General features: G+C 66.1%; 28 protein-coding genes and 1 pseudogene. 15 read left to right on the forward strand and 14 right to left on the reverse strand.

Annotated features, from left to right (window positions below):
• On the reverse strand, nucleotides 1–579 hold a 579-nt coding region (locus B3446_RS15140), incomplete at its 3' end, for a thiamine pyrophosphate-binding protein (RefSeq protein ID WP_291383034.1).
• A 290-nt stretch (nucleotides 580–869) separates the two neighbouring features.
• Nucleotides 870–1,892, reverse strand: a complete 1,023-nt coding sequence (locus B3446_RS15145) for an amino acid ABC transporter substrate-binding protein (RefSeq protein WP_291383036.1) — start codon at nucleotides 1,890–1,892, stop codon at nucleotides 870–872.
• 353 nt (nucleotides 1,893–2,245) lie between these two features.
• Here B3446_RS15145 and B3446_RS15150 point away from each other — a divergent pair, with 353 nt between their 5' ends.
• From B3446_RS15150 to B3446_RS15165, 4 genes are read left to right on the forward strand one after another with little or no spacing between them, the layout of a single operon-like run.
• Nucleotides 2,246–3,265, forward strand: a complete 1,020-nt coding sequence (locus B3446_RS15150; RefSeq protein WP_291383038.1) for a Bug family tripartite tricarboxylate transporter substrate binding protein — start codon at nucleotides 2,246–2,248, stop codon at nucleotides 3,263–3,265.
• A gap of 43 nt (nucleotides 3,266–3,308) precedes the next feature.
• Nucleotides 3,309–3,989: a 3-oxoacid CoA-transferase subunit A gene (locus B3446_RS15155; protein ID WP_191575983.1), complete on the forward strand. Its 681-nt coding sequence runs from the start codon at nucleotides 3,309–3,311 to the stop codon at nucleotides 3,987–3,989.
• A gap of 25 nt (nucleotides 3,990–4,014) precedes the next feature.
• The gene (locus B3446_RS15160) at nucleotides 4,015–4,656 is read left to right on the forward strand and encodes a 3-oxoacid CoA-transferase subunit B (protein ID WP_291383041.1); all 642 of its coding nucleotides are present in this window, start codon (nucleotides 4,015–4,017) and stop codon (nucleotides 4,654–4,656) included.
• Nucleotides 4,656–5,483 carry an IclR family transcriptional regulator domain-containing protein gene (locus B3446_RS15165; RefSeq protein WP_291383043.1) on the forward strand — a complete coding sequence of 276 codons (828 nt, stop codon included), beginning with the start codon at nucleotides 4,656–4,658 and terminating at the stop codon, nucleotides 5,481–5,483. Before B3446_RS15160 ends, B3446_RS15165 begins: the two co-directional genes overlap by 1 nt.
• Nucleotides 5,484–5,495: 12 nt before the next feature.
• Here the strand turns inward: B3446_RS15165 and B3446_RS15170 are convergent, their stop codons facing one another.
• From B3446_RS15170 to B3446_RS15195, 6 genes are all read right to left on the reverse strand, one after another.
• Nucleotides 5,496–6,545, reverse strand: coding sequence for an L-threonylcarbamoyladenylate synthase (locus B3446_RS15170; protein WP_191575985.1), 1,050 nt, complete (start codon nucleotides 6,543–6,545; stop codon nucleotides 5,496–5,498).
• Nucleotides 6,546–6,556: 11 nt separating this feature from the next.
• Nucleotides 6,557–7,747, reverse strand: a complete 1,191-nt coding sequence (locus B3446_RS15175) for a 5-(carboxyamino)imidazole ribonucleotide synthase (RefSeq protein ID WP_291383046.1) — start codon at nucleotides 7,745–7,747, stop codon at nucleotides 6,557–6,559.
• 5 nt (nucleotides 7,748–7,752) lie between these two features.
• Nucleotides 7,753–8,274 (reverse strand): 5-(carboxyamino)imidazole ribonucleotide mutase, encoded by a 522-nt coding sequence (purE, locus tag B3446_RS15180; protein WP_175125876.1) that lies wholly within the window; start codon nucleotides 8,272–8,274, stop codon nucleotides 7,753–7,755.
• A gap of 103 nt (nucleotides 8,275–8,377) precedes the next feature.
• Nucleotides 8,378–8,950, reverse strand: coding sequence for a disulfide bond formation protein B (locus tag B3446_RS15185; protein ID WP_291383049.1), 573 nt, complete (start codon nucleotides 8,948–8,950; stop codon nucleotides 8,378–8,380).
• A gap of 10 nt (nucleotides 8,951–8,960) precedes the next feature.
• The gene (locus tag B3446_RS15190; protein ID WP_291383051.1) at nucleotides 8,961–9,119 is read right to left on the reverse strand and encodes a DUF5993 family protein; all 159 of its coding nucleotides are present in this window, start codon (nucleotides 9,117–9,119) and stop codon (nucleotides 8,961–8,963) included.
• A gap of 189 nt (nucleotides 9,120–9,308) precedes the next feature.
• Nucleotides 9,309–10,190, reverse strand: a complete 882-nt coding sequence (locus B3446_RS15195) for a phosphoribosylaminoimidazolesuccinocarboxamide synthase (RefSeq protein WP_291383053.1) — start codon at nucleotides 10,188–10,190, stop codon at nucleotides 9,309–9,311.
• A gap of 243 nt (nucleotides 10,191–10,433) precedes the next feature.
• Here B3446_RS15195 and B3446_RS15200 point away from each other — a divergent pair, with 243 nt between their 5' ends.
• Nucleotides 10,434–10,886 carry a GFA family protein gene (locus tag B3446_RS15200; protein ID WP_175186255.1) on the forward strand — a complete coding sequence of 151 codons (453 nt, stop codon included), beginning with the start codon at nucleotides 10,434–10,436 and terminating at the stop codon, nucleotides 10,884–10,886.
• 105 nt (nucleotides 10,887–10,991) lie between these two features.
• On the opposite strand, the gene fba is transcribed toward B3446_RS15200, so the two are convergent.
• Complete coding sequence (fba, locus tag B3446_RS15205) at nucleotides 10,992–12,056, reverse strand: class II fructose-bisphosphate aldolase (RefSeq protein ID WP_291383056.1); 1,065 nt, start codon at nucleotides 12,054–12,056, stop codon at nucleotides 10,992–10,994.
• 217 nt (nucleotides 12,057–12,273) lie between these two features.
• On the reverse strand, nucleotides 12,274–13,173 hold the full coding sequence (locus tag B3446_RS15210) for an SMP-30/gluconolactonase/LRE family protein (protein WP_291383058.1): 900 nt from the start codon (nucleotides 13,171–13,173) through the stop codon (nucleotides 12,274–12,276).
• Nucleotides 13,174–13,444: 271 nt separating this feature from the next.
• Here B3446_RS15210 and B3446_RS15215 point away from each other — a divergent pair, with 271 nt between their 5' ends.
• Entirely contained in the window at nucleotides 13,445–14,770 is a 1,326-nt protein-coding gene (locus tag B3446_RS15215) for a dicarboxylate/amino acid:cation symporter (protein WP_291383060.1), read from the forward strand.
• 137 nt (nucleotides 14,771–14,907) lie between these two features.
• The gene (locus tag B3446_RS15220) at nucleotides 14,908–15,294 is read left to right on the forward strand and encodes a hypothetical protein (protein WP_191575991.1); all 387 of its coding nucleotides are present in this window, start codon (nucleotides 14,908–14,910) and stop codon (nucleotides 15,292–15,294) included.
• A gap of 30 nt (nucleotides 15,295–15,324) precedes the next feature.
• Here B3446_RS15220 and B3446_RS15225 read toward each other — a convergent pair whose 3' ends face one another.
• The 3 genes from B3446_RS15225 to B3446_RS15235 all read right to left on the reverse strand — a co-directional run bounded on the left by B3446_RS15225 (nucleotide 15,325) and on the right by B3446_RS15235 (nucleotide 17,419).
• Nucleotides 15,325–15,759 carry a hypothetical protein gene (locus tag B3446_RS15225; RefSeq protein ID WP_175125868.1) on the reverse strand — a complete coding sequence of 145 codons (435 nt, stop codon included), beginning with the start codon at nucleotides 15,757–15,759 and terminating at the stop codon, nucleotides 15,325–15,327.
• 164 nt (nucleotides 15,760–15,923) lie between these two features.
• Nucleotides 15,924–16,466 (reverse strand): MOSC domain-containing protein, encoded by a 543-nt coding sequence (locus B3446_RS15230; protein ID WP_291383063.1) that lies wholly within the window; start codon nucleotides 16,464–16,466, stop codon nucleotides 15,924–15,926.
• The gene (locus tag B3446_RS15235) at nucleotides 16,463–17,419 is read right to left on the reverse strand and encodes a LysR family transcriptional regulator (RefSeq protein WP_291383065.1); all 957 of its coding nucleotides are present in this window, start codon (nucleotides 17,417–17,419) and stop codon (nucleotides 16,463–16,465) included. Before B3446_RS15235 ends, B3446_RS15230 begins: the two co-directional genes overlap by 4 nt.
• 112 nt (nucleotides 17,420–17,531) lie before the next feature.
• Here B3446_RS15235 and B3446_RS15240 point away from each other — a divergent pair.
• The 8 genes and pseudogenes from B3446_RS15240 (at nucleotide 17,532) to B3446_RS15275 (ending at nucleotide 23,423) form a co-directional block, all read left to right on the forward strand.
• A pseudogene (locus tag B3446_RS15240) lies at nucleotides 17,532–19,335 on the forward strand (gamma-glutamyltransferase family protein).
• A 57-nt stretch (nucleotides 19,336–19,392) separates the two neighbouring features.
• Complete coding sequence (locus B3446_RS15245) at nucleotides 19,393–20,367, forward strand: Bug family tripartite tricarboxylate transporter substrate binding protein (RefSeq protein ID WP_175125865.1); 975 nt, start codon at nucleotides 19,393–19,395, stop codon at nucleotides 20,365–20,367.
• Complete coding sequence (locus B3446_RS15250) at nucleotides 20,364–20,870, forward strand: GAF domain-containing protein (RefSeq protein WP_291383067.1); 507 nt, start codon at nucleotides 20,364–20,366, stop codon at nucleotides 20,868–20,870. Before B3446_RS15245 ends, B3446_RS15250 begins: the two co-directional genes overlap by 4 nt.
• A 278-nt stretch (nucleotides 20,871–21,148) precedes the next feature.
• On the forward strand, nucleotides 21,149–21,601 hold the full coding sequence (locus B3446_RS15255; protein WP_291383069.1) for a GFA family protein: 453 nt from the start codon (nucleotides 21,149–21,151) through the stop codon (nucleotides 21,599–21,601).
• A 36-nt stretch (nucleotides 21,602–21,637) separates the two neighbouring features.
• Nucleotides 21,638–22,177: an SRPBCC family protein gene (locus B3446_RS15260; RefSeq protein WP_291383071.1), complete on the forward strand. Its 540-nt coding sequence runs from the start codon at nucleotides 21,638–21,640 to the stop codon at nucleotides 22,175–22,177.
• 154 nt (nucleotides 22,178–22,331) lie between these two features.
• Nucleotides 22,332–22,697, forward strand: coding sequence for a hypothetical protein (locus B3446_RS15265; RefSeq protein WP_191575997.1), 366 nt, complete (start codon nucleotides 22,332–22,334; stop codon nucleotides 22,695–22,697).
• 14 nt (nucleotides 22,698–22,711) lie between these two features.
• Entirely contained in the window at nucleotides 22,712–22,975 is a 264-nt protein-coding gene (infA, locus tag B3446_RS15270; RefSeq protein ID WP_056570934.1) for a translation initiation factor IF-1, read from the forward strand.
• Nucleotides 22,976–23,135: 160 nt separating this feature from the next.
• Nucleotides 23,136–23,423: a hypothetical protein gene (locus tag B3446_RS15275; RefSeq protein WP_175125861.1), complete on the forward strand. Its 288-nt coding sequence runs from the start codon at nucleotides 23,136–23,138 to the stop codon at nucleotides 23,421–23,423.
• Between the two features lie 97 nt (nucleotides 23,424–23,520).
• Here B3446_RS15275 and B3446_RS15280 read toward each other — a convergent pair whose 3' ends face one another.
• Nucleotides 23,521–24,387 carry a peptidoglycan DD-metalloendopeptidase family protein gene (locus B3446_RS15280; protein WP_291383074.1) on the reverse strand — a complete coding sequence of 289 codons (867 nt, stop codon included), beginning with the start codon at nucleotides 24,385–24,387 and terminating at the stop codon, nucleotides 23,521–23,523.
• Nucleotides 24,388–24,452 lie beyond the last annotated feature (65 nt).

A 24,452-nucleotide genomic window follows, 5' to 3' on the forward strand; every position in this document is an offset into this window, starting at 1 on the left:
GGCGGCGCGCACGGCCTCAGCCGTGGTCTGCACCAGCGCCTCGTCCTTGGCCACGATGGGCGCGGGCGCGTTGTCGGGCAGTTCGGTCCAGGCCGTGTCGGCCGGCAGGATCAGGGTGGCGATGTTGCCCGGCGAACGGCGTGCCACGGCAACGGCCTCGGCGGCGTCCGCGGACAGGGCCGAGGCCGTCATGGTGCGCTTGACCCAGTGGGACATCGGCCGCGCCACGCCTTCCACGTCGCTGGTCAGCGGCGCGTCGTACTGGACGTGATAGGTGGCGTGGTCGCCCACGATGTTGACCATGGGGGTGCGGGCGCGCTTGGCGTTGTGCAGGTTCGCCAGACCGTTGCCCAGCCCAGGCCCCAGATGCAGCAGCGTCGCGGCCGGCTTGTCGGCCATGCGCGCATAACCGTCTGCCGCGCCCGTCACCACGCCTTCGAACAGGCCCAGCACGCAGCGCATCTTGGGCTTGCGATCCAGGGCCGCCACAAAGTGCATCTCGGATGTGCCCGGATTTGCAAAGCAAACGTCCACATCATTGGCAAGCAAGGTGTCGCAGAGGCTGTCGGCGCCGTTCATCGTTGTTTCCCTGGTAGTTATCAATGGCAATGGCGGGTGGCAAGGCCACCCGCGCAACGGACATCATAGGGAGCCTGGCGGATTCGCGATAGTGCCATTTCCGCTTGCGCGCATGGAACCATTCCAGGCGGGATTCCGTTTGGCGGAACAAACCCGGACGGCGTCCGCCGCTTTCCCGGCCGGCGCAATGTCCACATGCGGGCCGCGCCCGGACACGGCAAGGCCTCCCGAAGGAGGCCTTGCGCGGTTGCATCGGACGGGTTTGTCCGTCCGCTATGGGTGATTACGTATCAGCGGATCGGCCACGGATACATCGCGCCGCCCTGGTTCCACAGCGCGTTCGTGCCGCGTTGCAGGCCCAGCTTGCTGTCCTTGCCCACGTTGCGCTCGAACACCTCGCTGTAGTTGCCCACCGCCTTGATGGCGTTGTAGGCCCACTTCTCATCCAGCCCCATGTTCTTGCCGGCGCCCGGCGTCACGCCCAGGATGCGCAGCACGTTGGGATTTTTGCTCTTGATCATGTCGTCCACATTCTTCTGCGTGATGCCGTATTCCTCGGCTTCCAGCAGCGCGAACAGCGTCCAGCGCACGATCCCCAGCCAGTTCTCGTCGCCCTGGCGCACCATGGGGCCCAGCGGCTCCTTCGAGAAACGCTCCGGCAGAATCTCGTAGTCATTCGGGTTGGCAACCTGCGTGGCGCGCACGGCGGCCAGTTGCGAGGCGTCGTCGGTGAAGGCGTCGCAGCGGCCGGATTCAAAGGCGCGCACGACTTCGGTCACCTTGTCGATCACGACCGGCTTGAACTCGATGTTGTTGGCGCGGAACCAGTCGGCCAGGTTCAGTTCGGTGGTGGTGCCCGGCTGCACGCAGACCGTGGCGCCGTTCAGTTCCTTGGCGCTCTTGACGCCCAGTTTCTTGCTCACCAGGATGCCCTGGCCGTCGTAGAAACTGGCGGCCACCGCGGACAGGCCCAGCGACGTGTCGCGCGTCTGGGTCAGCGTCACGGTGCGCAGCAGCACGTCGACCTCGCCCGATTGCAGCGCGGTGAAGCGTTGCTGGGTGGACAGCGCGGTGCCCTTGAACTTGGAGGCATCGCCAAACACCGCCGCCGCCACCGCGCGACAGATGTCCACGTCCATGCCTTCCCATTCGCCCTTGCTGTTGGTCGCGGAGAATCCGGAGACGCCGTCCGTCAGGCCGCATTGCACGAATCCCTTCTTTTTCACCGCGTCCAGCGTGGGACCGGCCATCGCCGCCTGGGACGCGCAGGCCAGGGCAATCGCGCCGGCCGCAACCATCAATTTCCGCTTCATGTTCTGCTTCTCCTGAGATAGATGACCGCCCTGGGCTTGTAGCCGGGGACAGTTGAAACCAGGTCCTGCCTTACTGGACCGGCCGCCAGATTAAGGCATGTCCACAGCGTGAACAACGCGCCAATCCCTAGTGAAAACCCGTAAAAACGGCGCACCGGTGAACGCGAACCCCTTGTCCGGTGATCGAACTTTTTTGGCAGGGACATGTGCCGTCGTGCCAATTTCCCCGTGCCATACTTTTTTTGCGTCTTTGTCCGATAGTCGGCAAAGCCGCAGACCCTTAAAAGCCGTCGCGTCACATAAAAACCCGGACGCGCAGCGGCAATCGGCCGATTCATGGAGGAGACAAGTCCATGGCACATGCATGCAAGTCGCAGCCCCATCACCCGGCGGCCACTGACCGCCGCCGCGTTATCAAACACGTGCTGTTCGCCGCGCTGGCGGCAGCCGGCCTGGCCACCGGCCCCGCCCACGCGGCCGATAACTGGCCCAGCAAGCCGATCAAGATCATCGTGCCGTACACGCCGGGCGGTTCCACCGACATCGTGACGCGCATCGTGATGGAAAAGCTGGGACCGCGGCTGAATCAGACCATCGTCGTCGAGAACCGTCCCGGCGCGAACAGCAGCCTGGGGTCGGCGCTGGCCGCCAAGGCGGAACCCGACGGCTACACGTTCCTGTCGATGCTGCCGGCCTACATCATCAACTTTCATCTCTACAAGCTGGGTTACACGCCCGCGGACCTGACGCCGGTCGTGCAGATGGCGGACCTGCCGCTGTTCCTGTTCGTGGCGAACGAGCTTCCCGTCAAGACCGTGGCGGAGCTGGTTGCGTATGCCCGCAAGAACCCGGACAAGCTCACCTACGCCTCCAGCGGCAACGGCTCCAGCGCGCACCTGACCGGCGCCGACTTTGCGCTGCAGAACAAGATCACGATGACGCACGTGGCGTACAAGGGCAGCGCGCCGATCCTGACCGACATCCTGGGCAACCGCGTGAGCATGGTGTTCGATCCCGTGCTCGTGCCGATGCAATACGTGAAGCAGAACCGCCTGAAGGCGCTGGCGTTCACGGGCAAGGAACGCTGGCCCACGGAACCGGACATTCCCACCATGGAAGAAGCCGGCATGCCGGGCTTTGTCACTGGCTCCTGGGCCGGTCTGATGGCGCCGGCCAACACGCCCAAGCCGATCATCGAACGCATGGCGCGCGAAATCAGCGAGATCGTCAAGGAGCCGGACGTGCGCCAGAAGTTCGTGGATGCGGGCTTTCTGCCGGTGGGCGGCACGCCGGCGGAGTTCGCCGAATTGATGAAGAAGGACTCGGCGCGCTACGCCGAGATCATCAAGCAGGCCAACATCACTTTGAACTGAGCGGGGCCGGGCGCTGCGGCGTCCGCCTCATCGGAGCCCTCCCATGATCGACAAGTTCATCGACACGCCGCAAGCCGCCGTTGCGGATGTGCACGACGGCGCCATCGTGCTCATCAGCGGGTTCGGCGGCGCCGGCATGCCCACCGAACTGATCCACGCCCTCATCGACCAAGGCGCGCGCGAACTCACGGTGGTCAGCAATAACGCCGGCAATCGCGAGACGGGCCTGGCCGCCCTGGTCAAAGCCGGCCGCGTGCGCAAGGTGATCTGCTCGTTTCCGAAGGCCTCGCACTCGTGGGTCTTCGACGAGCTTTACCGGCAAGGCCGCATCGAACTCGAATGCGTGCCGCAAGGCACCATCGCCGAACGCTTGCGCGCGGCCGGAGCGGGACTGGGCGGCTTCTTCACGCCCACCGCCTACGGCACCGAGCTTGCGCGCGGCAAGGAGACCCGCATCATCAACGGCCGCGGCCACGTGTTCGAGGAACCGCTGCATGGCGACTTTGCGCTGGTCAAGGCCGACCGCGGCGACCGCTGGGGCAACCTGACCTACAACATGAGCGCGCGCAACTTCGGCCCCATCATGTGCATGGCCGCCAAGACGACCATCGTGCAGGTGCGCGCCAAGGCTGAATTGGGCGAACTGCCGCCCGAGGCCGTGGTGACGCCGGGCATCTTCGTCAAGCGCGTGACCGAAGTGCCTAACGCCGCCTTTTCCAGTTGACGCCACTGCGCTTGAAGGAGTCCGCATGTTTCATCCCCTGACCCGCGAAGCCATGGCACGGCGCCTTGCCTTGGACATTCCCGACGGCAGCTACGTGAACCTGGGCATCGGCATGCCGGTGCTGGTGGCCGCCCATCTGCCCGAGGGCCGCGAGATCGTGCTGCACAGCGAAAATGGCATCCTCGGCATGGGTCCGCCCCCGGTCGACGCCGACATCAACCTTGACCTCATCAACGCGGGCAAGCAGCCCGTAACGCTGCTGACGGGCGGCTCGTATTTCCATCATGCCGACTCGTTCGCGATGATGCGCGGCGGCCACCTGGACATCTGCGTGATGGGCGGCATGCAGGTCGCGGCCAACGGCGATCTGGCGAACTGGTCGCTGAACAAGCCCGGCGAAGCGCCGGCCGTCGGCGGCGCGATGGATCTGGCCGTGGGCGCGCGCAGCGTGTTCATCATGATGGAGCACAACAGCAAGAACGGCGATCCCAAGATCGTGGAACGTTGCACCTATCCGCTGACCGGCGCGGGCGTGGTGGACCGCATCTACACCGACCTCGCGGTCATCGACGTCACGCCGGACGGCCTGGTGGTCCGGGATATGATCGACGGCATGACGCTGACCGAACTGCAGTCGCGCACCGGCGCGCCCCTGCGCACAGCCTGATGCTGCCCAACCTGCCCGCTCCCGGCTACGCCGCGCCGCCCACGGCCGAAGACCATCCGGACCAGTTGCGCGGCGACCCGGACTACATGCTGACGCTGGCGCGCGGCCTGCATGTCATCCGCGCCTTCGGCACGCGCCGCCATCCGCAGACCGCGGCCGAACTGAGCCGGCGTGCCGGCTTGCCGCGCGCCGTGGTGCAGCGCTGCCTGCACACACTGATCCTGCTAGGCATGGCCGAGCAGCACGGCAGGCTCTACGTCCTGACGCCGCGCATTCTGGGGCTGGGTTACGCGTACTTTTCGTCCACGCCGTTCGTCTCCCTGGCGCAGCCGGTGCTGGAAGAATTGAGCGCGACCGTGAACGAGACCTGCGCGCTCGCCATCATGGAAGGCCACGAAATGCTGTACCTGGCGCGGTCCGAGGTGAACCGCCTGCTGGCCACGTCGATGGGGTTGGGAAGCCGCCTGCCCGCGTATTGCACGTCGATCGGGCGCGTTCTGCTGGCGGAACTGCCGGAGCCTGCGCTGGCGCGGTATTTCGCGGCGACCGACCTGCAGCCCTATACCGAGTTCACGCTGACCACCGAGGCGAAGTTGCGCGCGGAACTGGCGCGCATCCGCGAGCAAGGCTATGCGGTGGTCGACCAGGAACTGGAATTGAATGTGCGCGCGATCTCGGTGGCCGTGCGATCGGCCAGCGGCAAGGCCTGCGGGGCGGTGAATGTCAGCGTGAAGGCGGCGCGCGTGCCGCTCAACCGCCTGCAGGACGACTTTCTGCCGCCCCTGCGGCAGGCCGTGGAACGGATCGGGGAATTCCTGGCCGCGTGAGCGGCCAGCAGCTTACAGGCCGGTGGTATCCAGCGTGAAGGCCGCGGCGGCGCGGCCGATGCGGTCGTTGACCGCGTGCCAGTCATCGGTGGCGGGCGGCGCCTGCACGATGATGCGCGCATAGCCCTGACCATCCAGATCGCGCAGCAGGCCGTACAGCGCCTGCGCATAGCGCGCCGGGTCCGCGGATACCGGTTGCCACTGCACGCGTGGATCGGCGGCGGCGGGTTGCGGGCCGTAGGCCACCAGTACCACGCGGCCTTCGGGCAAATTGCGTCCGGCCAGCACGTCGTGCATGCGGGCCTCGCTGGCCAGTTCCAGCGGCGTGCGCGGCGCGTAATGGGCCTTCAACGTGCCGGACGCGCGCGGCGCCGCGGCGTCGGGCGCAAAAACCTGCACGCCCAGCACGGCCTCGATCTGCGCGGCGCTGATGTGGCCGGGCCGCAGCAGCACGGGCCCCGCGCCGCGATCCAGGCGCGACAGGTCGAGAATCGTGGATTCGATGCCAACGTCCGACGCGCCGCCTTCCAGCACGGGCATGCCGGCCGCGACTTCGTCTGGGAACTCGTTGCGGACGTGTTCGGCGCGGGTGGGCGACACCTGGCCAAACTTGTTGGCCGATGGCGCCGCCACACCACCCTGCCCGTTCGGCTTGCCGGCCGCAAACGCCGCCAGCAGCGCCTGCGCCACCGGATGCGACGGGCAACGGATGCCGATGCTGTCCTGCCCGCCGCTCACCGTGTCGACGATGTGCGGCGCGCGCTTCAGGATCAAGGTCAGCGGACCCGGCCAAAACGCGTCGATCAGCAGCTGCGCCTCGGGCGGCACGTGCGCCGCCCAATACGCCACGTCGCCCTGCGGTGCGATATGCACGATGACGGGATGGTTTGAGGGCCGGCCCTTGGCCGCGTAGATCTTGGCGACGGCCTGCGGGTTTTCCGCGTCCGCGCCCAGGCCGTAGACGGTCTCGGTCGGAAAGGCGGCCAGGTCGCCGTCCAGCATGCGCTGGGCGGCGTGGGCGATTTCCGCGGCGCTGGCGGAGGCGGACGGAGAGGAGGACATCGGCTTGCCGCTTACTCGGGCGCCTGCATGCCCAGCACGGCCGCCACGCGAGCAGCGTCGTCGCGGGCCTGCTGCAAGGTGGCCGCCACGATCGTGATGTGGCCCATCTTGCGGCCACGACGCGCCTCGCGCTTGCCGTACAGGTGCAGCTTGGCCGAGGGCACGGCCAGCGCGGCCGCCCAATCGGGTTCGCGTTGGGCGTCGCCCGTGGCGTCGGCGTACCAGATGTCGCCCAGGATGTTCAGCATGACGGCGGGCGCCAGCAGGTCGGTGCCGCCCAGCGGCAGGCCGGCCATGGCGCGCGCCTGCTGTTCGAACTGGCTGGTGACGCAGGCGTCGATCGTGTAATGGCCGCTGTTGTGCGGACGCGGCGCGATCTCGTTGACGATCAGACTGCCGTCCTTGAGCACGAAGAATTCCACGCACAGCACGCCGTGATAGCCCAGCCCCTGCGCGATGGCCTGCGCGGCTTGGGTGGCGCGTGCCTGGCGTTCGGCGTGGGCCGCGTCCTGCTGCACGGGCGCCGCGGTGGACACGGCCAGGATGCCGTCGACATGCACGTTGCGCGCCACGGGAAACACCACGCTCGCACCGTCGAAACCGCGCGCCAGCACGACCGAGATTTCGTAGTCCAGCGGCATCAGCGCTTCCAGCACGCACGCCACGCCGCCGAATTCGGCGAAGGCGGCAATCGCTTCCTGACGGGTGTTGATGCGGGCCTGGCCCTTGCCGTCGTAACCCAGACGCGCGACCTTGAGGATGCCGGGGAACAGCGCGTCCGATGCCGCGTTCAGATCGGCTTCGCTGCGGATGGCAGCGTGCGGCGCGACCGGGATGCCTTGCGCGGCAATGAAGGTCTTTTCTGCGATGCGGTCCTGCACGATGGCCACGGCGTCGCCAGCCGGGCTGACGCGGCACTGGGTTGCCAGCGCGCGCAGGCTGTCCGCGGGCACGTTTTCGAATTCAGTGGTGACGGCCTGGCACGTCTGCGCCAGGCGGGCCAAGCCGGCCTCGTCGTCATAGGCGGCCTGGATGTGCAGGTCGGCCACCATGCCGGCCGGGCATTCCGCAGCCGGGTCCAGCACCGCGACCTTGTAGCCGAGGCTTTGCGCGGCGTGACAGAACATGCGGCCCAGTTGGCCGCCGCCCAGCATGCCCAGCCAGCCGCCGGGCGCGATCATGAAAGAAGTCGATTGAGTCATTCGGATCAGGCCTCGGGCGGAACCTTCATGTCGCGCGCGACCTGGGTCTGGCGGGCGCGGAACGCCACCAGCTTTGCGTGCAGGCCGGCATCGGTGCCCGCCAGCGTGGCGATCACGTGCAGCGCGGCGTTGGCGGCGCCGGCTTCGCCGATGGCAAAGGTGGCCACCGGCACGCCCTTGGGCATCTGCACGATGGACAGCAGCGAGTCTTCGCCGCGCAGGTATTTGGAGGGGACCGGCACGCCGAACACCGGCACTTCGGTCAGGGCGGCCATCATGCCCGGCAGATGCGCCGCGCCGCCGGCGCCGGCGATGATGCCGCGCAGGCCGCGCTGGTGCGCCGCGGCGCCGTACTCGGCCATGTCCTGCGGCATGCGGTGCGCGGAGATGACGCGCGCCTCGTAGGCCACGCCGAAATCCTCCAGCATCGTCACCGCGTGCTTCATGACCTCCCAATCGCTGGAAGATCCCATAATCACGCCCACCACGGGGGAGGCTTGCGCCGCTGCGGAAGTCTGGTCTGTCATAACCGGTGTCTAGTAGTTGAGACACGGCGCACGCGCCGCGAAATGTCGGGGGACCGCGGGACCGGCCCGCGAAACCCGCTATTTTACCCGGCGCTGAAGACTGCTACGGCAACGTGGCGCTTTTCAGCCAAAGGTAGCTGACCGGATCGTCCGGGCAGGGTCCGAAGCCGCACTGCAGCGTGGTGCTGCCGGCATTGGCCAAGGCGACGATGAAAAACAGGGCCATGACCGCCATGCCCAGCATCGAGACGGGCTTTTTGAGCATGCTGTCGCCCCACTTGCGGTCCACGCACAGCATGACGACGCAGAACACGATGATCGCCGTGAAGGCAACAAACGCCCAGGTATAGAAGTGCACGCCCAGAAAGGGCGTGCCGTAGCCCGCGTCGCCCGGGGCAATGTGCAGCAGCACCTGGCGTCCCGCGGCCAGCATGCCGGCCAGCGCGCCGGCAATGCTCATTGCATAGTGCATCGGCGACGGTCCGAGTCGCAGGTTCAAGAGGAAACCCACACCCGCAAGGATCAGCGCCACGCGCTGCAGCAGGCATAACGGGCACGGCAATTCGTCGTACGCGAATTGCCAGGCGAAGGCCATGCAGAGGATGCCGGTGACCCCGAGCAGCGCCAGGGCATTGATGATGCGCGAGCCGCGCGCCGGGTTGCTGGAAAAGATCATTGCCGCCGCTTCACAGGGACAACGCCAGCGGGCTGGTCATATGGTATTTGTACCAGGCGGCAAAGATGGCCAGGGTCAACAGCCAGAACGTCACGCACGGACGGCGCCGGCCCACGAGCCCAAACCATACTGCCAGCGTCCCAGTCACAAAGGGCAGCATCATCACCATGCGGCGCTCCTTTTCTCGGAAATCCCGTATCAAGCAGCGGACGAGTATAGCGTAACAATCCGAAATAATTTCGCGATAAAAGTGCGGGTTTGCCCGAGGGGTTGCGTCAGCCCGCAGCGCCGCTTCAAGACCCTACCGGCGAAAAAAAAACCGCTCGGGTGGCGAGCGGTTTTTTTGTTGTGGACGCGATCAGGCGATCAGGCGGTCCAGAGCTTCGCGATACTTCGCGGCCGTCTTTTCCAGCACTTCCTGCGGCAGACGCGGCGCGGGCGGGGTCTTGTCCCACGTTTGCGTTTCGAGCCAGTCCCGCACGAACTGCTTGTCGAACGACGGGGGGCTGATGCCGACGCGGTAGCCGTCGGCGGGCCAGAAGCGCGACGAATCGGGCGTCAGCACTTCGTCCATCAGGTGCAGGGTGCCGTTGTCGTCCAGGCCGAACTCGAACTTGGTGTCGGCGATGATGATGCCCTTGGTCGCGGCAAAGGCGGCGGCTTCGGCGTAGAGCTTGAGCGTCACGTCGCGGATGCGCTCGGCCATTTCCTGACCGACTTCCTTGACCACGTGCGCGAAGTCCACGTTCTCGTCGTGCATGCCGAACTCGGCCTTGGCGGCGGGCGTGAAGATGGGCTCGGGCAGCTTGCTGGCCTGTTGCAGGCCGGCCGGCAGCTTGATGCCGCACACCGCGCCGGTCGCCTGATAGTCCTTCCAGCCCGACCCGATCAGGTAGCCGCGGGCAACCGCTTCCACCAGGATGGGCTTCAGACGCTTGACCACCACGGCGCGGCCGCGCACCTGGTCCACTTCGTCGGGCGCCACCACGTCTTCGGGCTTCACGCCGGTCGAGTGGTTGGGCAGGATGCGCGCGAGCTTCTGCAACCAGAATTCGGTCAGTTCGGTCAGCACCTGTCCCTTGCCGGGAATGGGGTCGTCAAGGATCACGTCAAATGCGGAGATGCGATCCGACGCGACGATCAGCAACTTGTCGTCGCCGACCGCGTACATATCGCGCACCTTGCCGCGTCCCAGCAGCGGCAGGGACTTGATGCTGGATTCATGCAAAGCAGAAGTCACGGGAATGGCCTATGGCAAAAATGAACATTCCCGCCGCGGGCGGACGCCAGGGCGGGAAGGGAAACAAAATCGGGCACTAGGCGGAGGCGGCGCCGGACGGCAGCTTCCGCAAAGCGCATAGATTACTGCAAATAAGTTCGTCTTGCCGCCGCTCCGGGCGCGGGGTAGGCTTTCTCTCCCATCCATGATTCGCGCCGGCCGCCCCGAGCGTCACGGCGCAACACCGCCCGGAGACAAAGCCGTATGCAGGATGCTTCCCCCAAACGCATGCCCCACGCCGACGCGCAGGTCCACATGACAGGCGGCTGCCAGTGCGGCGCCATCCGCTACGCCCTCACCGACGAGCCCATCACCGCCGCCACCTGTCACTGCCGCGACTGCCAGTATTCCAGCGGCGGCGCGCCGGCCCACGCCCTGATCTTTCCGGCGGGCGCCGTTACGCTGCTACGCGGACAACCCAAGGAACACCGCTACCAGGGCGACTCCGGCCACACCGTCATGCGCAGCTTCTGTGCAGCCTGTGGCACGCCGCTGTTCGGCAATTCGGAAGGCATGGGCTATGAAGTCGTGCGCGCAGGGTCGCTGGATGACCCCGAAGCGTTTCATTCCCAGGCAAGCCTGTGGACGGACTCGGCGCCGTCATGGCATCACGTGGACCGGACGGTGCCAAGCTTCGGGAAGAATTCGCCGGCGTAGGGCGCGCGTCCGTCATGGCCGCAAAAACAAAAAGAGCTGGCCCGCGAGGACCAGCTCTTTTTTTGCCTGCGCCGCCTTCGCAAGAAGGCGGCATCGGCAAAGACCTTATTGCACCACTTGCGACAGCTTGCCCGACGCGTATTGCGCGGCGATGTCGGTCAGCGGCAGCGGCTTGATCTTGCTGGCGTTGCCGGCGGTGCCGAATTCCGTGTAGCGAGCGACACAGATGGCCTTGGCGGCGGCGCGGGCGGGCTTGAGGTATTCGCGCGGGTCGAACTTCTCGGGGTTCTCGGCGAAGAAGCGGCGGATCGCGCCGGTCATGGCCAGACGGATATCGGTATCGATATTGATCTTGCGCACGCCGTACTTGATGGCTTCCTGGATTTCCTCGACGGGCACGCCGTAGGTTTCCTTCATGTTGCCGCCGAATTCACGGATCTCGGCCAGCAGTTCCTGCGGCACGCTGGAGCTGCCGTGCATCACCAGGTGGGTGTTGGGCAGGCGGGCGTGGATTTCCTTGATGCGGGAGATCGACAGGATGTCGCCGGTGGGCTTGCGCGTGAACTTGTAGGCGCCGTGGCTGGTACCGATGGCGATCGCCAGGGCGTCCAGTTGCGTGCGGCGCACGAAGTCGGCGGCTTGTTCCGGGTCGGTCAGCAGCTGATCCATGGTCAGCTTGCCGTCGGCGCCGTGGCCGTCTTCCTTGTCGCCTTCCATGGTTTCCAGGGAACCCAGGCAGCCGAGTTCGCCTTCGACGGTCACGCCCAGCTTGTGCGCGATGTCCACGACCTTCTTGGTGACTTCGACGTTGTAGTCGTAGTCGGCGATGGTCTTGCCGTCTTCTTTCAGCGAGCCGTCCATCATGACGCTGGAGAAGCCCAGGTCGATCGCGCCCTGGCAGATCTTGGGCGATTGGCCGTGATCCTGGTGCATGACCACGGGGATGTGCGGGTAGGACTCAACGGCGGCCTGGATCAGGTACTTCAGGAAGCCTTCGCCCGCGTATTTGCGCGCGCCGGCCGAGGCCTGCATGATCACCGGGCTGTCGGTCTCCGCCGCGGCTTCCATGATGGCCTGGACCTGTTCCAGGTTGTTGACGTTGAAAGCCGGAATGCCGTAGCCGTGCTCGGCGGCGTGGTCGAGCAACTGGCGCATGGAGACTAGGGCCATGAGTGGTCCTCCTTAGGTACTGTCTATTGAGAGATGGTTGAAGCCTTGCTGAATGGCGTGATTTTACGGGGGAATCGAAGAAAGGTCTTGCAACGGCCGGTATCCTATCCATTCAGGTGAAACCGTTAGGCTTAGGACGGCTTACATCCCGCCTTGCGGCCCCGCCCGGACGGCCCCGGCGCGGCGCGTCGTGCGACCTTTCTGTCCCGCTTGTGAATTAAGGCCTGCCCGCGTGCGGCACATCCACCCGGGTCATCAGAATTCGGGCCTGCGGCTTGGCGCGCCGATTGGCTTCCACGAAATCCGGCGCGGCGGCCATGAAAAGCGTCTTGCCGTCCGGTCCGCCCAGCGCGGCCGCGAAGATGCCGAATTCGCCGGTGTCGATCTGCTCAAGAATCCGTCCGCCACGCTCGACGCGCACGATGCGCTTGCCGATGGCATCGCCCACCCACAACGCGCCCTCTTCGTCCAGCGCGCCGCCGTCCGGCGCAATCTTGGACGACGCGATCACCGCGGTCAGGTCGTCGGTTTCAGGCAGCTCGCCGAAATTGGCCCAGTCGCGGCGCGGGCCCAGCACGCCGTTGGGCTCGATGTCGAACTCGGAAATGCGGTTGGCGAAGGTCTCGTTGACGATCAGGGTCTTGCCGTCGGGCGTGATGAACGAGCCGTTGGGAAAGCACAGACCGTCCGCCACCACCTGCGCCACGCCGTCCGGGTCCACGCGCACCAGCGTCGTCGTGCGCACGGGTTCGCCCGCCATGATGTCGAATCCGAAATTGCCCACGTAGGCGCGGCCCTGCGCGTCCACCACCATGTCGTTGATATGGCCGCCGGTCAGCGCGGACAGGTCGGCATGCACCGACAGCGTGCCGTCCGCCTCGCGCCGCAGCACCTTGCGGTCTTTCATGGACGAGATCAGCAGGCGACCGTCCGGCAGCCAACCCAGCCCCGACGGTTGCTGCGGGACCAGACAGACGCGGTCCACCGCCGCCTGGAGCGTGACGGTGATGACCTGCCCCGTATAGAAGTCCGAGGCCCACAGGCGGTTTTCGTGCCAGCGCAGCCCTTCCAGATAGGTGTAGCCGGAAGCCAGTACGGACAATTCGCGATTCGGCATTGCTTTGTCTCCTTTGTCGCCCCGCGCGGGGCTGGTTCCCAGGTGGCGCCCGGCCGTCCCGACGAGGCCGGAAGGGGCATTCTGGCACGACTGATCTGTCCCCGAACTGACAACTCGCTGTCAGGTTCGCGGCGTTAACATCGCGCCCCAAGGGTTAACCCGAGCAGCACCTGGACCCTGGCATGTCCGTCACCGGACCGTCTGCCCCGCCTCATGCCGGCGGGCCTGGCCCTCTGGGCCAAGCGGCGGCTCCCCGTTATCCCGTTTTCAAATGAACACTAAGAAGCTGACGCGTTATATCGGCATCGCCATGGTGCTGGGCATCGTGGTGGGCTATGTCTGCAACAAGTTCGCGCAGACCCCGGAAGAGGCAAAGCAGATTGCCTCGTACTTCAGCCTGATCACCGACATCTTCCTGCGCATGATCAAGATGATCATCGCGCCGCTCGTGTTCGCCACCCTGGTGACCGGCCTGGCCAGCATGAGCGACGCCAGCGCGGTGGGCCGCATCGGCATGCGCGCCATGATCTGGTTCATCGCCGCCTCGGCGATTTCTCTGCTGCTGGGCCTGGCGCTGGTCAACATCTTCCAGCCCGGCGCGCACATGAACCTGGCGATCCCGGACGCAGGCATAACCTCGGGCCTGAAGACGGGCGATTTCACGCTGAAGGCGTTCATCGCCCACGTGTTCCCCAAGAGCATTGCCGAAGCGATGGCCAACAACGAGATCCTGCAGATCCTGGTGTTCTCGCTGTTCTTCGGCGCCGCGCTGTCGTTCATCCGCGGCAAGGGCCACAACACGATCTACAACATGATCGATGAACTGGCCAAGATCATGTTCCGCGTGACCGACTACGTGATGCGCTTTGCGCCACTGGGCGTGTTCGCCGCCATGGCCGCCGCCATCACGACCGAAGGTCTGGGCGTGCTGGTCAGTTACGGCAAACTGATCGGCGAGTTCTACCTGGGTCTGGCGCTGCTGTGGGCCATTCTGTTCGGCGTCGGCTACCTGTTCCTGGGCAAGTCCACGTTCCGCCTGGGCGGCCTCATCAAGGAACCGACCTTGCTGGCGTTCTCGACCGCGAGCAGCGAATCGGCCTATCCGAAGACGATCGAGGCGCTGTCGCGGTTTGGCGTGTCCAAGCGCATCTCGGGCTTCGTGCTGCCGCTGGGTTATTCGTTCAACCTTGACGGCTCGATGATGTATCAGTCCTTCGCGGTGCTGTTCATCGCGCAGGCTTACAACATCGAGATGAGCTTCACGCAGCAGCTGACCCTGTTGCTGGTACTGATGGTGACCAGCAAGGGCATGGCCGGCGTGGCGCGCGCGTCGCTGGTCGTGGTGGCTGCGACGCTGCCGATGTTCCATCTGCCGGAAGCCGGCCTGCTGCTCATCATGGGCATCGACCAGTTCTTCGACATGGGCCGCACCGCCACGAACGTGGTCGGCAACAGCCTGGCGACGGCCGTGATCGCGAAGCTGGAAGGCAAAGAGGAAGGCAGCGGAGAAGGTATCGAAGAAGGCACCGCTGATGCCGCGTCCGCGCAGGCTTCGAACGAGGCGCCGCCCAGCCGGCCCGCCAGCCAGAACGCATAAGTAAAACGGGCCGCAATGGCCCGTTTTTCATGGGTGGCGCCCGCTTGACCGGCGCGGGCGGCCGGGCGCAACATAAAGGCCCATTTCGACCACGTACCGGCCCGGCGCGCATGGGCGCCGCGTCTGGCCCGCACACCATGAATCTTCTATCTACCCGGGCGGCCGCAGCCGCCGCGCTTGCCGCCGGCCTTTTTGCGGCGGTACCCGCCGCGCATGGCTGGACCCGCATTTCGTGCGACCTTGCCGGCACCGTCGCCACCTTTCCCACCACCTTCCGCCAATTCCGCACCGACGGCACGGAACTGACACAGGTGCTGTTCAAGCTTAAGGTGAAGGCCGCCGACATACCGGACGGCGAACGGGCGGACACCGACTGCGCCGAATTCGTGAACAAGGACGTCGACGTGGTGCTGGAGAACGTGGCAGCGCGCAACATCCTGCGCGGCAAGCCCTTGAAGGTGCGCTACAAGTACGACGAATCGCTGGGGCAGACGCTGGCGACCAAATACGAACTGGCGCGCTGAGCCTGCCCTCCCGGTATCCCGGCAGCGATATCAGTCGTTAACCGAGCAGGACACGGGCGCGCCGTCTTCGAATTCCACGTCGTAGGTGTGCACCGGATCCCAGGGCAGCGTGAACCACAGTTCGTAGCCGTCGCCGTCTTCGTCGAACAGCCACAGCGCGCGCAGCACGGCTTTTTCGGCCATGGCTTCGGCGGTTTCTTCGGCCAGGAGCTGGTCGTCTTCGATGCCCAGCTTTTTGTAGTGCTCGTACGAATAGTTGTCGAGGAGGAACTCGGCCGCGGCAAGAATCTGTTCGTCCAGGTTGTCAATGATGGCCTTGACCACCTTGGAGGCGCCGGCAAGGGGTTCTTCGCCGTCGGTCTGGATCATGACGTGAATGGGGGGCCGACCCTCTCCGGCGGGGACGTTTTCCGCCGCCCACAGATCGGGTTCTTCGAGGTCCTGGGTGAAATTGAATCGTGCCATCGGGGGCTCCGTAAATTGAAACGGCAAGCCGGAAAAGGCAGCGGCTTGCCCTAGGCCGTGAGACCTTTCAGCCATTTAACCAGATGCCGGCTCCTGCGTCTGTGGCGGGAAGCGACGTTTTTGCGCCTAGGACATGCGCACGTCTTGCCAGACCGGCGTGAGCGCTAGACCGGTTCCAGGGGCAAATGCGGCGGCGCAGGCAGGTCAACCCGGATCGCGTCGCCGGCACGAACCGTGCCGCCGGCGACCACGATGGCCATGACGCCGGCCCGGCGCATGAGGCTGCCATCGGGATGGCGGCCCAGCACCGCGGCAGTCAGGCCTTTCTGATATTTGTCCAGTTGCGAGCACGGATTGCGCAGGCCGGTGATTTCCACGATCGCATCGGCGCCAATCCGCAGCCGCGCGCCGCGCGGCAAGCCCAGCAGGTCGATGCCGCGGGTGGTGATGTTTTCGCCCATGCTGCCGGCATCCACGTTGAAGCCGGCCGCCTGCAGTTCATCGTGCAGTTCGCCGTGAATCAGGTGGACCTGCCGCAGATTCGGTTTCGTCGGATCGGCCCGGACGCGGGATCGATGCTTGACGGTGACGCCCAGGTGCGCATCGCCCTCGATGCCCAGCCCGGCCAGCAACCGGATGGACGGCGTCACGGGTTTGGTGAAGGTATGAGCGGCGCTGAGCGCCACGGCGGACACGATGGGATTCATGGGGTTTGCGACGGAGCGGCGGCATTGGCGCACAGGTCCAGCAGAATATCCGAAAACTGCGATTCCGCCGTCAGCGCCTGTTCCCGCTTGCGCCGGATCAGGTTGATCGGCGGCAGCTCCCAACCGAAATCCCAGGGCACCATGCCCAGCCTGCCGCGCTGGCACAGTTCGCGCGCGATGTCCTCGGGCACCACCGAGATCGACGACTCGTTGAGCGACAGGATGCCCTCAATCACGTCCGTGGAGTAGGCCTCCAGCACCGGCGACGGCGGCTGCAGCCCGGCGCGGATGAAATGCTCCACGATCAGTTGCCGCGTCGGCGTGTTGGCCGCCGGCAGCACCCAGTCCAGCGCCGCCACGGCGGCCCAGTCCGGCTTGCGCCGCGCCAACCGCTGGGCGAGCCCGCCGTGCGCGATGAGACGGGGCCGCTGGCGATACAGCACGCGATGCATCAGGTCTTCGTGCATCACCGTGGACGTGGCACGGCTGATGATGCAGTCCAACTCGTGCTGTCGCAGCATCGGCACCAAGTGGTCGGTCGTGGCGCGGTGCAGGCTCAGCGTGACGCCATGACGTTGATGCAGGCGGCTAATGGCGGCGGTCAGCAAGGCGCTGGACACGTACGGCACCACGCCCACATGCAGATGCGCCGACCGCCCGGCATGCAGCGCCTCGACCTCGCGCTCCCATAGATCCAGGTCGCTGAGCATGTGCCGCGCGCGCACCAGCGCCAGATTGCCCAGCGCGGTCGGCTGCAACCCGCTGCCCGTACGCAGGAACAGCGGCGCGCCAAAAATGTCCTCCATTTCGGCGAGCGCCTTGGTGACCGCGGGCTGGCTGATGCCGGTCTGCGCGGCGACGCGCGTCAGCGATTTATGGCGGTCGATGTTGACCAGCAGCGTCAGATGACGGTGCTTGAGTCGGTTGGCAAGACGGACGGCATCGGGGCTCATGGCAGTTTTCTCTATAACCCTTTGGTTATGCAATTATGCCCACAAAGATAAAACCAGTTATTTCAGACACCTATACTGCTTGCATCCTCTTAAGTCTTGCGGGAACCGCCCGATGAATCCGTCCTTCACCACCCGACCTGAAATACGCGGCACATTCGGCGTGGTGTCGTCCACGCACTGGCTGGCGTCGCAAGTGGCGATGAGCGTGCTGGAACGCGGCGGCAATGCCTACGACGCCGCCGTGGCCGGCGGGTTCATCCTGCAGATCGTCGAGCCGCACCTGAACGGGCCGGGCGGCGAAGTCCCCATCCTGTTCTGGAGCGAGCGCGAACAACGCATGCGCGCGCTGTGCGGACAGGGCCCGGCGCCCGCGCTGGCAACGCCGGCGTATTTCCGCGGAATGGGACTGGACCTCGTGCCGGGGATCGGCCTGCTGCCCGCGACGGTGCCCGGCGCGTTCGGCGCTTGGCTGACCTTGCTGCGCGACTACGGCACGTGGGAGCTGGCCGACGTGCTGCAACCGGCCATCGAGTATGCGCGCGACGGCTTTCCGCTGGTGCCGCGCATCTCGCAAGCGATTCTGGCGGTGCAGGCGCTGTTCCGCGACGAATGGAAGAGCTCGGGCGACGTCTGGCTGCCGGGCGGCCGCGTGCCCGCCCCCGACGCGCTGTTCCGCACGCCCGCCATCGCGGCCACCTACACCCGCATCCTGAACGAAGCGCACGCCGCAAGCACCGACCGTCGCGGCCGCATCGACGCGGCGCTCGACGTCTGGTATCGCGGTTTTGTGGCCGACGCCATCGACAGCTTCTATACGAACGAGGCCGTGCTCGACACCACGGGGCAGCGCAACCCCGGGCTGCTGCGCAAATCGGACCTGGCCGACTGGCGCGCCACGTACGACGAACCGCTGACCACGCAATATGGCCGCTACACCGTAGCCAAATGCGGTGTGTGGTCGCAAGGGCCGGTGCACCTGCAACAGCTCGCGCTGCTGCGCCATCTGGACGTCGACAAACTGGACCCGCTGTCGCCGCAGTTCGTGCACCGCATCGCCGAGGCCGCCAAGCTGGCGTTCGCCGACCGCACCGCCTGGTATGGCGATCCCGATCACGTCCAGGTGCCGCTCGCGGCCCTGCTCAGCGACGACTATGCGCGAGCGCGCGCCGCCGGCATCGGCGAACGCGCCTCGGCCACGTTGCAGCCCGGCAGCCCCGGCGGACTTGCGCCGCGCCTGCCCGACCTGGATGCCGCGATCCGCACGCTGGCCGCGTCGGATACCCGCTACGGCGTGGGCGAACCGACCTTTGCCGCGTTGCCGCCCGTCTCGGAGTGGGCGACGCGCGAACTGTTCGTGGGCGACACCTGCCAGATCGACGTCATCGACCGCGACGGCAACATGGTGGCCGCCACGCCATCGGGCGGCTGGCTGTCGTCCAGCCCCGTCGTACCGGAACTGGGCTTTTCGCTGACGACCCGTCTGCAGATGACCTGGCTGGACGACGGCGTGCCGGGCCAGTTGCAGCCGGGCAAGCGTCCCTGCACCACCCTGTCGCCCGGCCTGGNNCACGCCCGGCGGCGACCAGCAGGACCAATGGACCGTCGCATTCTTTCTGCGCCATGCCATGGGCATGAACCTGCAGGCGGCCATCGACGCGCCGTCCTGGCATATTGATCACTTTCCCGGCTCATTCTGGCCGCGTTCGCAGACGCTGAACCGGCTGACGGTGGAATCGCGCATGCCCGCCGCCACGCTGGACGCGCTGCGCGCCGCCGGCCACGACGTCAAGGTCGGGCCGGACTGGTCCGAAGGCCGCATCAGCGCCTGCACGCGCGAGCCGGCCGCGGGCGGACAGATGCTGCTGCGCGCGGCGGCCAATCCCCGCGGAATGCAGGGATACGCCGTCGGCCGCTGAATCGATTTTCATACGACCGGCTCTCAGAAGCCGGACACAACGCAAGGGGTAAACACCATGACACTGCACTTCAAACGACTGCTGCGCACGTTCGCGCTGGGCCTGGCGATGGCCGCGCCCGCCCTCTCGCACGCCGCCTGGCCCGAAAAGCCCATCACGCTGGTCGTGCCGTGGGCGGCGGGCGGCTCCACCGACATCCTGGCGCGCGTGCTGTCCGAAGGCCTGACGCAATCGCTGGGCCAGCCGGTCATTGTCGAGAACCGCTCGGGCGCATCGGGCAACATCGGGACCGCCTTCGTCGCGCGCGCCAAGCCGGACGGCTACACGCTGCTGGTGGGCTCGATGAGCACGCACACGATGAATCAGGCGCTCTATTCCAACATGCCGTTCGACGGCGTGAAGGACTTCACGCCCATCGCCGAATTGGCCCTCGTAACCAACACGATGGTGGTGCATCCGTCAGTGCCGGCATCGAACCTGAAGGAATTCATCGCATACGCGAAGGCCAATCCCGACACCGTGGCGTATGCCTCGGCGGGCCAGGGCTCGACCAACCACCTGAGCGCGGTCCTCTTCGAAAAGGCGGCCGGCGTGAAGATGATGCACATCCCCTATCGCGGCGGTGCACCTGCGGTTTTGGATACGGTGGCGGGCCGCACGCAGGTGCTGTTCAGTGCCGGCACGCAGACGCTGCCGCACGTGCAGTCGGGCAAGCTCAAACTGCTGGCCGTCACCGAGGAACAACGCTCGCCGCTGCTGCCCGACGTGCCCACCGTGGCCGAAACGCTGCCGGGGTACGAGCTGGCGGTCTGGTACGGCGCGTTCGGTCCGGCCGGCATGCCGCCAGAACTGGCTGCCAGGCTGAACCGCGAGATCAACGTGATCCTCAAGCGGCCCGACGTCATCAAGAAAATGGGCGACATGGGCGTGCTGCTGACCGAGACCACGCCCGAGCAGTTCGGCCAGATCCTGGCGCGCGATGCCGACAAGTACGGCAAGCTGATCAAAGAACTGGGAATCACGGCGGAATGACGGACGCATCTCCCAGCCAGGCGCTGGCCGGCGTGCAGGCCATCGCCCGCGCCTACGCGGACGGCCAGCCGGCCGCCGCCTTCCAGGCAATCGACGACTATGCGCGCCTCAGCCTTGCGCACGCGTTGTGCACCGTGAATCGCTACGATGCCGACGCCATGCGCGTGGTGCGCCTGTACAGTTCGAACCCGCAGGCTTACCCGCCGGGCGGCAGCAAGGACAAGACCGGCACGGCATGGGGCCGGCACGTGTTGCTGGAACAGCGGGTGTTTGTGGGCGAGGGAGAGGCGGCCATCCGCGAATTCTTCAACGACCACGATGCGATCCGCAGTCTGGGACTGCAGTCGGTCATCAACGTGCCGGTGGCGTATGACGGCGTGTGCCTGGGCACGGTCAACTTCCTGATGCCGCGCCCGGCGGTGTCGGACGACGACATCCACGCGGCGCGCGTGGCGGGTCTGCTGGCGCTGCCGGCGTTCCAGGCGCTGGAGCGGGCGGCGTGAAGGGGGAGGCGCAGATGCCGTGAACGTTACGGTATCTGCCGCCGACGCCCGCCGTCGGAAACTTCCGCCGTCGGAAACTTCCGCCGTCGGCAACTCCCGCCTCGGAAACGCCCGCCACGGCAATCGCACGCCGCGGGAAAGGCCCGCCCCGGGAAAGGCCCGCCCCGGGAAACGCCCGCCCCGGCAACGATCTGAAAGACATCTGTCACAAATGCCGAAGTCGCGGGACGGCGCCGCAGGTATATTGGACCTATTTCCCCCATTGCCTGGCGCTCATCATGATCAAAGGTTCCTGCCTCTGCGGCCGCGTTGCCTACGAGATCAACGGTCCGCTCACCGACGCCCTCAACTGCCATTGCGCGATGTGCCGCAAGACGCACGGCGCGGCTTTCCGCAGCCGAGCGACCGTGCAGTCCAAGGACTTCGCCTGGACGCAGGGCGAAGACCACGTGACCTGGTACGCGTCGTCGCCCGGCAATTACCGGGGATTCTGCGAGGCTTGCGGCACACCGCTGCTCAGCCGCTTTGACCAGACGCCCGACGTCTACGGCCTGCCGCTCGGCGCGCTGGACGACGATCCGGGCGTCAAGCCCGAGGCGCATTACCACGTCGCCAGCAAGGCGCCGTGGTACGACATCACGGACGCGCTGCCCCAGCACCCCGGCGCCATGGACGAAGCCCCGGAGCACGAACCGCAGGTATCGCCGCTGACCTTTTCGCACGGAAGATGAACCCACGTCCGGCTCCGGACTTCACAGGAGACTGATATGAGCGACTACGGCGTCGTACTGGACCCGACCACCTTGCAATTCACGCGCAGGCTGCCTGCGAGCGTGCAGGAGGTGTGGGCCTGGCTGACGGAATCCGACAAGCGCGGCCAATGGCTGGCATTCGGCGACATGGACCTGATGGAGGGCGGCGGCGTCACCCTGCGGTTCCTGCATGCCGACCTGTCCTCCGTGCGCGAACCGACGCCCGAGGCCTACAAGCCCTACGAGGAAGGCCTGACCACGCAGGGCCTGATCACCCGGTGTGAACCGCCGCACGTGCTCAGTTACACCTGGGGCGGCTCGGCGGGCGCCCCGTCCGAAGTGACTTTCGAGATGTCCCCTGACGACGACGGCGCGCGCCTGGTGCTTACGCATCGCAAGCTCGCCACGCGGGATGACATGGTGGACGTGGCGGGCGGTTGGCACACGCACCTGAACGTGCTGGCAGCCCGTCTGGCCGGACGCGATCCGGGCCCCTTCTGGTCGGCCAACGCCGCCTGGGAAGCCGAATACCAGCGCCGCATCCCACGCCGATAGAGTCGTTCAAGCGCAACTATCGCGGCCGAATCCGGGATTAAAGCTGGCTAAACCGCCGGCTTTGCAGTAACATAAACCCGTGATTTTTCCGCAAAAACCGGACTTCGGTCATCCTGCGTGCCAACCTGTAGCGCCCAAGAAAGGGCGCTACTGAATGAACGTCAGCGACGCGAACGAGATCCGGTTTTTTATTGGGGCCGCCCTTTTTGGGTGCACCCCGTCACTGCCCAGCACGCCGCTGCAGTCCCCGTGGCGCCAGGCGTTGCCGCAGACTCGGCAACCCCGCTTCATCCGGCAAGGTGCCCGCAGCACCCACGCCGCGACCACAGCGCGCATCGCGCGCACTTACCTCAGGGCGCGAGTATCCGCCATTTCAGACATCCGCCCGGATGCCGTGGCCCATACCCACGCTTGCCCGAACGTTTTTTTGCGTTCAAACCGCTGGACCGGTTTATCCGAGTCCGACGCGCTTGCCGCCTTGCGCGGCGCGACATGCCGCAGGCATGCCTGCGCGTTTTGATCAAGGAGTAGAAGATGGCTAAAGAAGAACTCATCGAATTGGATGGCATCGTTGACGAAGTGCTGCCCGATAGCCGCTACCGCGTCAAACTGGACAACGGCATCGAAGTCGGCGCCTACGCGTCGGGCCGTATCCGCAAGCACCGCATCCGCATCCTCGCGGGCGATCGCGTCACCCTGGAAATGTCCCCGTACGACCTGACCAAGGGCCGTATCAACTTCCGCCACAAGGACGAGCGCGCCCCCACGATGCAGCGTCCCCAGCACCACCGCCGCTAAGCCGGCCGCCCGGGCCGGCTTTCTTGCCGGCGCCCGGCTCCCTCTTTTCGCGGATCCTTTAGCAGGATTCGCGCGCTGCCGTAATGCGTGGAACGCCTGTTCATGAAAGAATGGCGCTCCTCGCCTGGCGCAACGCCAGGCCGGATACGCACGAAGCACGATGGACCTGAAAGAAGAATTGCAAGCCGCCGCAGACCAGCTTGCCCTCTCGCGAAGACGTTTCGCAAAGGGCGAGGAAGGCCTGCGCCTGCTGCGCCAGTCGCGCGAGGCGTTCATCAACAGCCTGCGCAATACCGGCCTGACCTACGCCGAAGCCAAGACCAAGTACGACAACTGCCTGGACGACCAGGAAGCCGGTCAGCGCAACGTGCAACAGCAGATGGAATACGCCGAGCGCATGCACCAGTATGTGCTCAAGCGCATCGCGCTCGAGGCCGAGAAGGCCTGAGCGTAGCTCGCCGTCCAGTCAGGGCGGCATTCGTCAGAGCGGCATCCGTCAGAGCTTGAACGCGTCCAACCTTTGAACGCGTCAAAGCCGAACCGCGTCAGGGCTTGAACGCCCCGATGAAGATCGCCGGATCGATGCGCGCATCGTTCAGGCTGACGTTCCAGTGCAGGTGCGGCCCCGTCGCCCGCCCGGTCGCCCCCACCTTGCCCACCACGCCGCCGCGCGGCACCTCGTCGCCGACCTTCACGGAGATGGCCGACATGTGGCAGAACATGCTGACGAAACCCTGGCCATGGTCCAGGAACACCGTCTTGCCATTGAAGAAATAATCCCCCACCAGCACCACCACCCCGGCCGCGGGCGCCTTGATGGGCGTACCGGCCGGCACGGCGAAATCCAATCCCGAATGCGGATTGCGTTCCTGGCCGTTGAAGAAGCGGCGCAGGCCAAAGGGGCTGGACAGGCGACCGCCGTCGACCGGACGATCCAGGATCAGGTTGCTGGGCGTGATGCCCGCGCGAAAGCCGCGGTAGGCCTCGACCTGCTCGGCCAGTTCCCGCTCAATGCGCTTGAGGTCGTCCGGATTCGGATCCACCTGACGCCGGTTCTTGAGCGTGATGTGCTGCGCCACGTAATCCTTGGCGCCGACCGTGAACGCCACCTGACGCGTGCCGCCGCCGTCCTTGACCTGCACCTGTTCCTGGCCAGGCTTGACGGTAAGCGGAATGCCGACCACGGCGATCCACTGCTTGCCCGCTTCCCGCACCACCAGCACGGGCCGGTCCAGGTAGGTGACCTGGGGCGCGGCCGCGCCGTCGCCCAGGCTCAGCACGGCCACGCCGCCCGGCACGCGGGCGTCGAGCTTGCGGGTGATGTAACTGGCCTGCTGCGCCCGCGCGGGCCAGGCCAGGCACAGGGCAGCGGCGGCCAGCCCGGCGCGCAGGACGTCGCGGCGGTCAACCATGACGTTTACAGGCACAGGTTGGCCGGTTCAATGATGGTCTGGGCGCGGCGGGGGGGGGGGGGCGG

Source organism: Achromobacter sp. UBA5777 (assembly GCF_002418565.1).
Taxonomy (GTDB): domain Bacteria; phylum Pseudomonadota; class Gammaproteobacteria; order Burkholderiales; family Burkholderiaceae_B; genus Achromobacter; species Achromobacter animicus.